The sequence below is a fragment of the Luteococcus sp. Sow4_B9 genome (genome assembly GCF_052116585.1).
Taxonomy (GTDB): Bacteria; Actinomycetota; Actinomycetes; order Propionibacteriales; family Propionibacteriaceae; genus Luteococcus.
The window spans coordinates 15,905-28,180 of sequence record NZ_JBQKKT010000016.1 but is presented as its reverse complement, the minus strand read 5'-3'; the positions used below and the strand labels follow the sequence as shown (position 1 = coordinate 28,180).

At 69.7% G+C, this 12,276-nt stretch carries 7 protein-coding genes; 3 read left to right on the top strand and 4 right to left on the bottom strand.

Translation table 11 applies throughout. From position 1 onward, the window contains the following. Nucleotides 1-77 precede the first annotated feature (77 nt). Nucleotides 78-3,026, top strand: coding sequence for an FAD-binding and (Fe-S)-binding domain-containing protein (locus tag ACTQ49_RS10475; RefSeq protein WP_441827787.1), 2,949 nt, complete (start codon nucleotides 78-80; stop codon nucleotides 3,024-3,026). On the opposite strand, the gene ACTQ49_RS10470 is transcribed toward ACTQ49_RS10475, so the two are convergent. Beyond that, nucleotides 2,965-4,311 (bottom strand): hypothetical protein, encoded by a 1,347-nt coding sequence (locus tag ACTQ49_RS10470; RefSeq protein WP_441827786.1) that lies wholly within the window; start codon nucleotides 4,309-4,311, stop codon nucleotides 2,965-2,967. The two genes, ACTQ49_RS10475 and ACTQ49_RS10470, sit on opposite strands and share 62 nt — an antisense overlap. A 13-nt stretch (nucleotides 4,312-4,324) precedes the next feature. Between ACTQ49_RS10470 and ACTQ49_RS10465 the strand changes: the two genes are divergently transcribed. Next, on the top strand, nucleotides 4,325-4,456 hold the full coding sequence (locus tag ACTQ49_RS10465; RefSeq protein WP_441827785.1) for a hypothetical protein: 132 nt from the start codon (nucleotides 4,325-4,327) through the stop codon (nucleotides 4,454-4,456). A gap of 1,007 nt (nucleotides 4,457-5,463) precedes the next feature. Here the strand turns inward: ACTQ49_RS10465 and ACTQ49_RS10460 are convergent. The 3 genes from ACTQ49_RS10460 to ACTQ49_RS10450 form a co-directional block, all read right to left on the bottom strand. Then, complete coding sequence (locus tag ACTQ49_RS10460; protein ID WP_441827784.1) at nucleotides 5,464-7,677, bottom strand: hypothetical protein; 2,214 nt, start codon at nucleotides 7,675-7,677, stop codon at nucleotides 5,464-5,466. Then, nucleotides 7,674-9,884 (bottom strand): sensor histidine kinase, encoded by a 2,211-nt coding sequence (locus tag ACTQ49_RS10455; RefSeq protein ID WP_441827783.1) that lies wholly within the window; start codon nucleotides 9,882-9,884, stop codon nucleotides 7,674-7,676. The genes ACTQ49_RS10460 and ACTQ49_RS10455 overlap by 4 nt, the downstream gene beginning before the upstream one ends. Before the next feature lie 122 nt (nucleotides 9,885-10,006). Next, on the bottom strand, nucleotides 10,007-10,609 hold the full coding sequence (locus ACTQ49_RS10450) for a hypothetical protein (RefSeq protein WP_441827782.1): 603 nt from the start codon (nucleotides 10,607-10,609) through the stop codon (nucleotides 10,007-10,009). A gap of 347 nt (nucleotides 10,610-10,956) precedes the next feature. On the opposite strand from ACTQ49_RS10450, the gene ACTQ49_RS10445 reads away from it, so the two are divergent. Beyond that, complete coding sequence (locus ACTQ49_RS10445; protein WP_441827781.1) at nucleotides 10,957-12,225, top strand: hypothetical protein; 1,269 nt, start codon at nucleotides 10,957-10,959, stop codon at nucleotides 12,223-12,225. The last annotated feature ends 51 nt before the right edge of the window (nucleotides 12,226-12,276 follow it).

Sequence of the window (12,276 nt, the reverse complement as noted above, 5' to 3'; positions counted from 1 at the left end):
GTGGTCGTGGATCGGTCAGGGGCAGAACTGTCGGTGCGGGGGTGTTGACTGGGATCGTTCGATGATGAGGAGGGTTCGTGCGCGCACTGTTCGAGAATGATCCGGGTCGGCTGACCGCCCCGACGCCCCTGGGGCAAGCCGATCGGATGGATCCCGCCCTCGCCCGCGGCATCGATCCGACGCTCCGAGCCGAACTCGTCGCCCTGGTGGGGCAGGAGTGCGTGCTGGACCGGGCCACCGACCTGGTCAGGTATGCCTCGGACGCCAGCCCCTATCGTCGGACTCCGCGGGCCGTGGTGGCACCGCGCACAGCCGAGCAGGTGGCGGCGGTCCTGCGCCACTGCGCGGACCGCGGACTCAATGCCACCTTCCGCGCCGGGGGTACGAGCCTGTCCGGCCAGTCCCAGTGCGACGGAGTGCTGATCGACGTGCGCCAGCACTGGAGCGGGATGCAGGTGGAGAACGACGGTGAGCAGCTGCGGGTCCGCCCCGGCACGGTGCTGGAGCACGCCAACACGGTTCTGGCCCGGCACGGGCGGCGGCTGGGTCCCGATCCGGCCAGTGCCCGCGCCGCGTGCATCGGTGGCGTCGTGGCCAACAATGCCGCCGGCATGAGGTGTCGACTGGAGCGCAGCGCCTACGCCACCCTGCGGGAGGTGACCTTCGTGACGGCCTCCGGGACGCTGGTGAACACCCAGGAGCCGGGTGCGGAGGAGCGCTTCCGCACTGCGGAGCCCGCGCTGGCCGCAGGACTGATGGCGATCCGGGAGGAGATCCTGGCTGAACCGGAGCTGGTGCAACTCCTGCGACGCAAGTACTCGATCCGCAACACCACGGGCTACACCATGCGCGCCTTCCTGGACGGCACCACGCCCCTGGAGATCTTCAAGCGCCTGCTGGTGGGCTCTGAGGGCACCCTGGCCTTCATCGCGGAGGTGGTGCTCGACACCTTGCCGCTGCCCGCCGTCTCCGGCATCTGCTGGGTGCACCTGCCCGACACGGCCACGGCCGTGGACTTCGTCGCCCAGGTGCGCGAGCTCGGGCCGGAGGCCGTGGAGATGATGATGTCCACCAGTCTGGTCACGGCGGCGGCCAGAATGCCCGAGGCCCCACAGGCATGGGCCGATCTGCCCCCGAATGCGGTCTCGCTGCTCGTGGAGTTCGGCGCCGCTGATTCAGAGGAGTTGGACCGGCTGGAGGCGGCCACCCGGAAACTCGCCGCTGCCCATGGTCCGCTGCTGCCGGTTCAGATGGAGACCAGTGCCGCCTTTCAGCGGATGAGCTGGAAGATCCGCAGTGGGTTGTCCACCGATCTCGCCCTCAACAAGCCCGCAGGTGCCGTCAACGTCAACGAGGACGTCGGCTTCCCCATCGAGAACCTGGGTCCCGCCGTGCTCGACCTCGCGGCGCTGCTGCGCCAACACGGCTTCAGCGACCAGGTGGTGGGCCATGCCGCCTACGGCAACATGCACTTCACGCTCGCCGCACACCTGGACACCGACGAGGGACGCGAACGGTATGCGGCCTTCATGGAGGATTTCGTGCACCTCGTGGTGGACGTGTACGGCGGATCGCTCAAGGCCGAACACGGCACCGGCATCAACATGGCCCCCTTCGTGGAACGGGAATGGGGGCCCCGGATCACCGAGATGATGTGGCGTCTGCGTCGTCTGGCCGACCCCCGCCAGGTGCTGGGCAAGGACGTTCTGCTCAGCCAGACCGAGCAGGTGCACCTGTTGTCCTTCAAGCACGATCCGGTGGCCCACCCGCTGCTCGACGGATGCGTGGAGTGCGGCTTCTGTGAACCGGTCTGTCCCAGCCGCAATGTGACCACCACGCCCCGTCAACGGATCGCGTTGTGGCGGGAGATGGCACGCCAGGAGGAGCGGTCCCCCTTGGTCACCACCCTGCTGGAGGAGTACCAGTACGAGGCCATCGACACCTGCGCCGTGGACTCCTCGTGCGCCGAGGCCTGCCCCTATGGCATCGACACGGGCGCCGTGATGAAGCAACTGCGCGCCCAGCAGAAGAGCGCCTCCGCGCAGCGAATCGCCACCGCCGTGGGTGAGCACTGGTCACCGGCGCAGCGCGTGGCCCGAGCGGCGGTCGTCGTCGCGGACGGGGTGCAACAGCGTGTGGGCACCGCGCCGCTGCAGGCCCTGACCGGTGTGGCCAGGAGGGCGGTGAGCAAGGACCTGCTGCCCACGGTGCCCGGTCCGATGCCGCGTGCGGCGCGCGCACTGCCCGTGACGGCGCCGGACCAGGCCGCCGCGGTCTACTTCCCCGCCTGCGTCAACCGGATCTTCGGCCGGGACCCGGGCGTCGACGAGCCCCTGGGGCTGGCCGACGCCCTGGTCGAGGTCTCGGCGCGGGCCGGGCGGCCGGTTTGGATCCCCGGTGACGTGCAGGGGGAGTGCTGCGGGACGCCCTGGGGCAGCAAGGGCTTCACCAAGGGGAGGGACCGGCGCCAGCAGGCGCTGGCCGAGGCCCTGTTGCGCTGGAGCGATGAGGGTCGTCTCCCCGTGGTGGTCGACGCCACCTCCTGCACCCACGCGGTGGTCCAGGAGATCCCCAGACATCTCACGGGGGAACTGGCCGAACGTTTCGCCCGGGTCCGGGTGCTGGATGCGACGGTCTGGGCCAGTGAACTGCTGCCCGACCTCCAGGTCCAGAGCACAGTGGGGCAGATCACTGTGCACCCCGGCTGCTCGGCGGCACATCTGGGCATCACGGACGACCTCGCCCGGCTGGCTGGCGCGCTCGCGGAGCGCGTCCACATTCCCATGGCCTCCGCCTGCTGCGGCACCGCGGGAGACCGGGGCCTGCTGCACCCAGAACTCGTCGAGTCAGCAACCCGGCAGGAAAGGCAGGACCTGGGGGATTCCGAGGTCTACGCGTCCGCCAACCGAACCTGTGAGATGGGACTGCGGCAGGCGACGGGCAAGCCCTTCGAATCGCTGGTGATCACACTGGAACGACTGACCCGACCCGAGGCCGGGGCCACGCCGGACCCGCTGCCGGATTGAGTTGCAGCCGCACGAAGTCGTCGTCAGCCTGAAGGGTGCCGCCCAGCCGGTCCATCTGGCTCGTCCACTGCGATCGCTGGTCGGGGCTGGTTGGGCCCAGGATCACCAGGCACGCCCCCTTGCCCGTCGCGCTCAGCGTGACGGGTTGGCCGTGCACGTGCGGATCTCCCAGGATGCCGACGAGCAGGTGGGCCAGGGTCAGGGAGGCCGCGGGATCATCCCGGTCCAGGGTGGAATCCAGCTGCCAGCCGCGGCGGCGCGCGCCGGCCATCAGGTCGAGCAGGGGTTCGTGTTCGGGCCCCAGCACGAGTTCGTCGCGCAGGGAGACCTCCATCGTCCGGGCAGCGATGCGGATATTCTCGTCATCCGGATCGATGCGTCCCTCGGCCACCTCGCGCAGCAGCGGCAGCGCTTCGTCGGTCACCCGCTTGGACCACAGATGGTCTAGCTGGTAGGCGTGCTGCAGCGCCGCCGTGCGGTCCGCCAGTTGCAGCGCCAGCTCGGCCGCCTCCACCTCGCGCACCGCCTGACTGCGCGCCACCAGGAGCACCAGCACGGTGATGGCCACCTCCCCCGCGCCCGTGGTCACGATGCTGACCAAAGGGGCAAAGTGCTCGATGTCGGGGGCCAGCCACAACAGGCCAGCGGTCTGCAGCAGGGCCCATCCACCAGCCAGCCACGCGCTGATCCGCAGCGGGGAGGCCAGGGCCACCAGATGGATGATCGGCGAGGCCACCCAGGCCAACCACAACATGTATGTCGTCGTGATCTCGGTGGGTACCACGGCGACGTTGACCAGCCACGCCGCCATCGAGGCGAGCACCAGCGCAACTGCCACCGGCTGTTGCAGCGGCTGGTGCACCAGCCGGAGGGCACATGCGGCCCCCGCCGCCAGCAGCACCAGTGCCATGGGTATCAGCAGCTGCGGTGCGGGCATGTGCGGGCCGGCCAGCAGGGCGGTTCCGGTGGCGGTCAGGAGCCCGGGCCAGACCGTGTTGACCAGGGCCTGACGGGTCTGGGCGCTCGGCGTGATGTGCCAGGCACGCGCCAGAACGCTGACCTCCTGGCGCGGCCAGATCAGCATCGTGATGGGTCCGGAATCGTCGTGGCCGGACTGGACTGCCGCGCCGCTGGCCAACAGCTCGCGGTGCAGCTCTTCCGGCACGGTCACTGCCCGCGCTGCTGGCTTCTCCTTCCCGGGCAGTCCCGGCCGGATGGTGAGGCGGATGCTGCCGCCCTCCTGCTCCAGGCAGACTCCGGGGCTGGCCAGGGGGGTGCGTTCCACGATGGAGGAGCAGATGTCCTGGACCACCCTGCCCAGGACATTGGCCACACCGGGGGGGCACTGGCTGCCCGGCCCCCGCGACGGAGGTCCGGGGCAGGTCCAGATCCGCCAGGTGGTCGGCCAGCTGGATCGGGGAGTGGGCTGAGGTGTGTTCGGACATGGCGCGGCACGCGGTCCGGGCATCATCCACTACGTGCACCCGGTCTGCCTCCGGCCAGATCCGGGCCAACCCGTGCAGCGAGTGCAGGACGTGGTCGTGCAACAGGCGGGCGGCCTCACGGCGCCGGGCATCCTCGAGCTCCACCCGATCCTTTGCTGTGCGAGCCCGGCGCTGGGCGCGCAGGGTGCGGTCACGGGAGGCGGCGATCAGGAGTAGCGCGTCGCCGAAGAGCAAGGATTCCAGGATGGGTTGTGCCGTCCACACCAGGTCCACGGCGAACAACCAGGACGGTTCCCAGGAGAGCAGCAGGAGCAGTCCGCAGAAGGCGGTGCACATCGCGAGGGCGAAGGTGAAGTACCCGCGGCGATCAAGATTGGCCATGGCCAGGGCCAGCAGCGGGACGCCCCAGTATCCGACCCCCCACAGGGTGGCGTCGGCGCCCGCCCTGGTGAGCAGCATCCAGGCCAGACCTGCCGCGCTGGCCACCAGCAGCAGCCAGACCAGAGAAGGGCGGCACCGACGCAGGCTGAGCAGCGTGGCGCAGGCGAGCTGGGCACCGCAGAGGGTGACGAGACCGGGAATCGTCGCCGGGTGGGTACGGACCAGGTCCACAGCCATCGGCATGGTGGTGCCGAGCGTCGTCATCACGAAGACGGCAAGGCCGAGGACGCGCACGGCCCGGCGCGTCTCGTCGCGCGCCGAAGTGAGGCGGTGTGGTCGGGGCACGGGGGCTGCCTTCTGTCACGGGAGCGCCGCCATGGGGTGGGGGACGGCGCATCGCAATCCTTGCAGCCGAGCTCCGGCTGTGGGAGGCAGTGTTTGGCCGGTGCACGGCCCCAACACCAGACGCGAGTCTGACGTACCGTCGTCACAAGGGGCGTGTCCCCCGCTTTGGGGACAAACAACCGCCGAATCTGAATCCCACCTGAACTCGCCATGGTCGCAACCTGCCGCGGTGGCTGCCTGTCGACGCGAAGTCCAGGTGTGGGGCCCTAGCCGAACAGGCCGAGCCGCACGAAGTCCGGATCCGCCTCGTAGCGTCCCTCCAGCTGGTTGACCGCCACGGCCCAGTGCGCCATCTGTTCGGGGGAGGCGTCGAAGACCACCAGACTCGTGCGGGTGGCGGTGGAGCTCAGATTGGCGAGCTGGCCCGGCTCCACGGGCTCGCCCAGCAGTTCGAGCAACTGACAGGCGCGTGCAATGGCCTCGTCGGAGTCGTCCGGGGTCAGGGTGGACCGTACGGTCCACCCACGGGAGCGCACATGGGCGAGCTGCGGCGCGAGTTCCGATCCCCGGGGGCCCAGCACCAATTCGTCGCGCAGGGCCGCCTCGATGGCCAGGGCACGATCCCGAACCGACTCGTCCGTCGGGTCAACGAGACCCTCGGCGACGGCCTCGATCAGGGGCATCGCCTCCATCGTCACCTTGCTGGACCAGTACTGGTCCAGCTCGCTGGCGTGCTGCATTCGGGCCGTCGCGATGCGTGCCTGGGTGGTGTGCTCGGTCACTTGCGCGTCCTGTGCGACGGCGTGGTGGGTGACCATCAGCGCCACCACTGCCATGCCGGGGCGCAGCACCCCGACGATCAGCATGATGGCGAACCACAGTGGGCTGGCCTGCGGGAATCGGACCAGCAGCGCGGTGCACAGCACAGTGGCCCACCCCAGCAGGATCACGACGCTGAAGGAGAGTCGGGAGCTGAGCACCACGAGGTGCACCAGGGCGCTCGCGGCCCAGGCCATCCAGAAGAGGTAGAAGGTGTGCGGGCGGTCTGGCAGCAGCCACAGATTGGCGACCCAACCGGCAATGGCGGACACCAGCAGCACGGTGATCCCGCCGAAGCGCAGCGGACGGCGGGCCAGGACCACGGCCCCGGCAACGCCAACGGAGAGGGTGGCCAGCGCCGTGAGGTGGCCCAGCCAGGCGGGATCCAGGAAGGGCGCCCACAACAGGGTCATCAAGATGCCGATCACCAGCCCCGGCCAGGCCGCCCGGGTGAGCGCGGCGCGGGCGCGGTCGTCAGGGCCCCGGCGCCAGCGGCGAGCCTGTGCATCGGGCCGACTGGGCCACCGCAGTGACAGCCGTACGCCTCCGCTGGGCGTCGCCTCGGTGTCCACGTCTCCGCCGATGTCATCCATCAGTTCGAGCACGGTCTCCCCGGGCGGAGAGACCCGCGAGGCGCGGTGGGCGGGACGGAAGCTGCACTGGTCATCGCAGAGCTGCACGACGACGGAGCCGGCGTCCTCCCCGACGACGACGGTCACCGGACGTTCCGGTGAGCGCTGGACCCGGGGAGCGGCGGCATGCACCGCTGCCACCAGGGCACTGGCCACATGGGTGGGCAGGGGCGGACCGGAGCCGGTGACGGTCGCCGCCAGGGTTCCCGCGGTCGCCTCGTGCTGGAGTAGGGTCTCGATGTGGGTGGGGCCCACGCCGGGGGCGCGCTGGTTCATCGCCCGGTGGGCAACGCGGCACTCCTCCTCGAGCTGGGAGCGGCTGGCCTGCTGGTGGGTGCGCCCCAGCGCGTGCAGCGCGTGCAGGAGGTGGTCGTGCAGCAGTCGGTTGGCCTCCTCCCGGCTGGAGGACTCGAGTTCCTCGTCGGCTCGGTGCAGGGCGGCCTCCTCGTGCCGTCGCAGGCTGCGGTCGCGGGCGGCGGAGATGAGGCGCAGCGCGTGGCCGAACAGCACCATCTCCGCAACGGGCTGCACGGTGAACGCGACGTCGGAGATCAGGAGGCGAGCGTCGGGACGGCCTGTGCTGAGGATGGCGGTCGCCACCAGCGATCCCTCCAGGAGGGCAAACAGCACGTAGCCCGGTGGGGAGAGCATCAGGAGCGCGAGGGCCAGCGGTGCCAGGACCCAGTAACCCGGTAGCCAGTGGGTGACGAGCACAGGATCGGCCACCACCGAGGTCTGCGCCATGCCTGCCACCAGCAGGGCGAGCGGCAGCCAGGGCAGGGAGACGCTCGGCCGACGCAGGAACATGGCGCCCAGCGGGACCAGCTGGCTGAGCAGGACCATCGCCACGCCCGGAGCGGCCGCGGGGGAATTCTCCACCAGGACGCGGCCCCACTCGATGCTGCCCATGGCCAAGGAGGCCGCCACCCCGATGATGCCGATCAGGCGCAGGGCGCTGGTGGCGGTGCCCGGCACCAGGCGCCGGGCGGGCAGGCGCTCTGCAGGTGCTTCCTGCGCAGCGGTGCTCATGCGGTGCCCCCCAGATCCAACCGGACGAAATCGGGTTCTGACTCGATCGTGCCGCCCAGGACAGCCAGTCGCTCCCGCCAACGGCGACGCTGTTCGGTCGCCGCATCGATGATGACAGCTCGCGAGACGTCGCCGGTTGCGGACACCGTGACGGGCTGGCCCGGGTGCGTCGGCGGGCCCAGCACGGCCAGCAGGTGACTGGCTCCCACCAGCGCCGCGCGGCTGTCCTCCGGGGACAATGTGGAGGTCAGCTCCCATCCGTTGGAGCGGGTCTGGGCCAGCTGCGCGAGCAGGGGTGCCTGGTCCGGGCCCAGCAGCAACTCGTCGCGCAGCACGCCGTCCAGGGCGATGGCACGCTCCCGGACCCGGTCCTGCGCCGGATCGAGTTCTCCGTCGGCGACGGACTTCAGCAACGGCAGTGCTTCCTGTGTGACCCGTTGGGACCAGAAACAGCTCAGTTGGCTGGACATCCGCAGCTGCGCCGTCACCGACCTCAGGTGGGCGATCCGGGCGGCGCTCTCCGCCTCCTGCGCAGCGGCTCGGCGGGCGACGACGATGACGGCGAGTGTCACGGCGCACTCGCCCGCACCCCCGGTGATGGTCGACGAGAGGGTCCACACCCAGATTGGATCCCCGTAGCGCCACACCAGGCCCAGTGCCTGGATGGTGGTCCACAGTGCCACCACCACGGTTCCCACAGCGGGGCGCGAGGAGAGCACCACCAGGTGAACCAGTGCCGACGAACCCCAGGCCATCCACAACAGGTAGTCCAGCGGGGGCGGTTCTGGCACCACCCACAGCTGCACCACCCAGGCCGCGGTGGCCGTGAGCAGCAGGGTCGCCAATCCGGCGGGGCCCAGGGGGCGGCGGCGCAGCAGCAGTGCCGCCATGACGCCGATGCCCAAGGCGATGCCCGCGCTGGTCATGGCGACAACGGGTCTGTCCACCCGGGGGCCCGCCAGGGCGGTCATGGCAATGCCCGTGGCCAGGGCGGGCCAGGCCGTGCGGGTCAGGGCCCGGCGGGCCCGCCCCTCGGGGGCGAGTCTCCAGGTGCTGGCCGCAATGTCCACCTCGTGCCGGGGCCACCGCAGGCTGACCCGGGTGCCCTCACCCGGCGCGCTGGTGGTCACGGCCTCACCGCCCACATCGGTCATGCGCTGGGTGATCGAGCGGCCCACACCCATGCGGCCGTTGGGCAGATGGGCCGGGTCGAAGCCGATGCCGTCATCGGTCACGTCCACCTGGACTCCACCGGGCAGGGGCAAGACCTCAATGGAGCACTGGGTGGCGCGGGCATGCCTGGTGACATTGTTCAGCGCTTCGTGCACTGCGTCGGCGATGGTCTGTGCGACGCCCTGCGGCAGGGGAGCGGACTGGCCGACGATGACGGCACCCGCTTGGCGGACTGCAGGATCGGCCCGCACGATCTCCTCCACGGAGGTGGTGCCGGCAGGACTGGTCTGAGGGCCCATCCGTCGGTAGGCCTCGCGGCACAGCTCCACCGTCTGCAGGCGCGTGCGCTCGGTGCTGTGGGCCAACGCGTGGAGGGCGTGCAGGACGTGATCGTGCAGGAGGCGCGCTGCCTCGCGCCGAGCACTCGCCTCCAGTTCCTGTTCCCGCTGCACCTGTTGGGCATGTGCCTGCTGGTGCAGACTGCGGTCGCGCGCTGCGCCGACGCTGAGCAGGGCATCGCCGAAGAGGAGCCCCCCCGCCACAGGAGTGAGGATCCACACCATGTCACTGGCCGCCACCCAGTCCAATGGCCCCACGGCTGAGCCCATCTGCACCAGCAGGGCGAGTGAGCCCAACAGGGTGAATCCCAGGTAGTCGCGCCGAGACATGGTCATCATCGCGACGATGACGATGGGAAAGAACCAGTACCCCGGGATCAACAGCGATGACGGGTCGTAGCCGCCGCAGTGCCGCAGCACCCACTGCACGCCCAGCAGTTGCAAGGCGAGCAGGGCCGGCGCCACCACTCGGGTGGGGCGGGGGCGCATCAGCGACGGGAGGCAGCCCAGCTGGCTGAGCAGGAGCAGGAGCAGCCCCGGCGCCGTGGCCGGCGCCTCAGAGTGCAGGGTTGTGATGAAGGGCAGGGTTTCCGTGCTGCCGATCAGCAGCAGGGCCGCGATCCCCAGCACGCGCAGGGACTTGACCGTACCCGTGAGGGGTGCCGCCGAGGCGCGTGGGGAGGGGCTGCGATACACCGGGGGCTTCCTGGCTGTGGGGGATTCGGTGCACGGGAGATGTGCGCCTCACACTCTTTCACGGCCCCGCCGGGAGTCCACCGTGGGCGGGGAATGGAAAGCAACCCCGCAGGTGGCAGGGATCAGGCCGGTGCGCACTGCCCTTCCATCGAGCCACCCACGGTGTTCTCACCGCCGGTGGGCCGGCGGGTGTTCTCGCTGCACTCCAGATTCCCGTCGATGGTGTTGCCGATGAAGGCCTGGAAACCGGTGTTGCGCTGAGACTGCAGGTTGCCGTCGATCCGGACGCGCTGGATGGCGGCGCTGACCCCGTCGGAGAGCTGCACATTGCCCTCGACGTGTCCTTCGGTGATCTTGAGGTCACCGTGGCCCCGGCCCTCCACATTCCCCTTGACGACCACCTTGTCCAGGACCAGGCGGCCACCCTTCTCGACAGTGACATTGCCGTCGACGGTCAAGGCAGTCAGGGCGCAGGAACTGCCGCTGCGCACCAGCACGTCGTCGGAGACATCGGCATCCTTCCAGCTGACCGTGCAGTCCTTCGGGTCGAGCGGCCCGGGGGCAGCCTGGCCCTGCGGAGCCGCACTGGTGTCCGGGACGGGCGCCCCGGTCATCTCGGCGGGGCTGCTGTTCTGCGTGGCGGGCGCCGCTGGCTGGGAGCCCGAGCAACTGGGGAGCAGGGCGACGACTGCGGCGACGAGGACGGCGGCGGACATGGTGTTCATGGCTTCCTTCGGACTGCGGGCGGATGGTGAGTACCTGCCGGATTCTGGGTCTCGAGCGGGGGAGCGGTGCTCGAGGTTCGGGGGAGCCAGCATCGATGATGCCTCGTCGGCCCACTCCATGGCGAGCGGCCGAGAGCTTTGGGCAGGGCTGGTGACCCCGTCTGGCACGGCCCCTGTCACAGTCGGCCAGCTCCGCTTTCTGCTCTTGGCGTACTGGTCACCGTCCCCGTTCGATGGGCTCGTGACTGGGGGTACTCTCCGAAACAGTGCACGGGGTCCCCACCTCGTCCGCCAGACCATCCGCGGCGCCGACGCCGAGCGAGACCCCAGTTGCAGGAGGACAATTCGTGGCCATCAACATCAATCTCGACGTGCGCCAGGATGTTGAACCCCTGAATCAACCCATTCCTCGCACCTTCGTCGGCTTCGACCCCAAGATGAGCGACGAACAACTGTGGAATGCCAATCGGGGTGCTTGGCTGCTGCCCGAGGAGGCCGCCCAGGAGAAGTTCGCCACGTTCAGTCACGACGGGACGATTCGTCTGGTGGCGGAGCTGGAGGGCATCGAGTCCGTCGAGCAGGATGGCGAGGCCGTGCATGCGCTGATGGGTCGTCTCCTGCACCGCGGAGACCCCGTCCGGGACAGCCTGGTTGGCACGCCCGTCGAGGCCACCGCCGCCGGATTCACCTTCACCGACACCACGGAGCAGGACGAGATGACTGCGGCCGAGCGATACAGCCCCAGCGAGAGGAATCGACGGACCTTCCTGGTGCGCATGAATGCAGACCAGTGGTTCTGGACGCCTGAGGACGAGGAGGAGATCATCCGGCGGACCGCGGCGGGCGCACCCGTCCGCGAGACATGGCCGTCGGGTGGTCGTCGCCAGGGCATCGAACCGGGAGACCGGATCTACCTCGTCTATGTCAAGGACGGCCAGTTCAGCGTGCGCGGCAGCGGCCTGGTCTCCAGCCGGATCTACGCTGGCGAGCACTGGGACGATCCGATGCGCACCGCCAACTACATCGACATCGACTGGGACACCGTCCTGCCCATGGACCGTGCGATTCCGCGCGATGTGCTGCTGGACAAGGTTCCCGGCTACGCCTGGAATCCCCAGAAGGGCGGTGTGGAGCTCCACGAGCCGATGGCCAGTCAGATGGAGGAGTTCTGGCAGGAGGAACTGGGTGAGGAGAACCCCGCTCCGGTGGAGGCGGTCGTGGGCTGGGAGCACGACGACGCCCGCCGTCGGGTGCTCAACACCGCCGCCCGCGAGCGAATCCTCGAGACCTTCGAGTCCGACGGCTGGGAGGTGGCGGAGACCAATGAGGAGCGGCCCTTCTGTGCGGTGGCCTACCGGGATGACCTGGTGCGCTATCTCTTCGCCAAGGGTGCCGAGACGGTCGGACGGCCGGTGCTGTTCACGGCGCAGGAGGTGGAGCACATCCAGGCCCATCCTGACTCCTGCGTACTTGGTCTGCTGAGCGACGTCGAGTTCGAGCAGGGCAGCGTCGTGGAGGATGCCTCCGGTATCTTCACCGTTTCGGACCTCACGGTGGAGGAGGGGCGTTTCCAGCCCGTCCTGTTCAAGTACGAGACCGCCCCGGCCGCAGAATGACGAGGGGCCCGGCTCTTCGCCGGGCGGAATGACGACGGGCCCGGCTCTTCG

Coding starts and splice junctions, on each gene's coding strand:
- ACTQ49_RS10465 (WP_441827785.1), top strand. CDS start 4,325: ATGTCCTGGACCACCCTGCCCAGGACATTGGCCACACCGGGGGGGCAC.
- ACTQ49_RS10460 (WP_441827784.1), bottom strand. CDS start 7,677: ATGAGCACCGCTGCGCAGGAAGCACCTGCAGAGCGCCTGCCCGCCCGG.
- ACTQ49_RS10450 (WP_441827782.1), bottom strand. CDS start 10,609: ATGAACACCATGTCCGCCGCCGTCCTCGTCGCCGCAGTCGTCGCCCTG.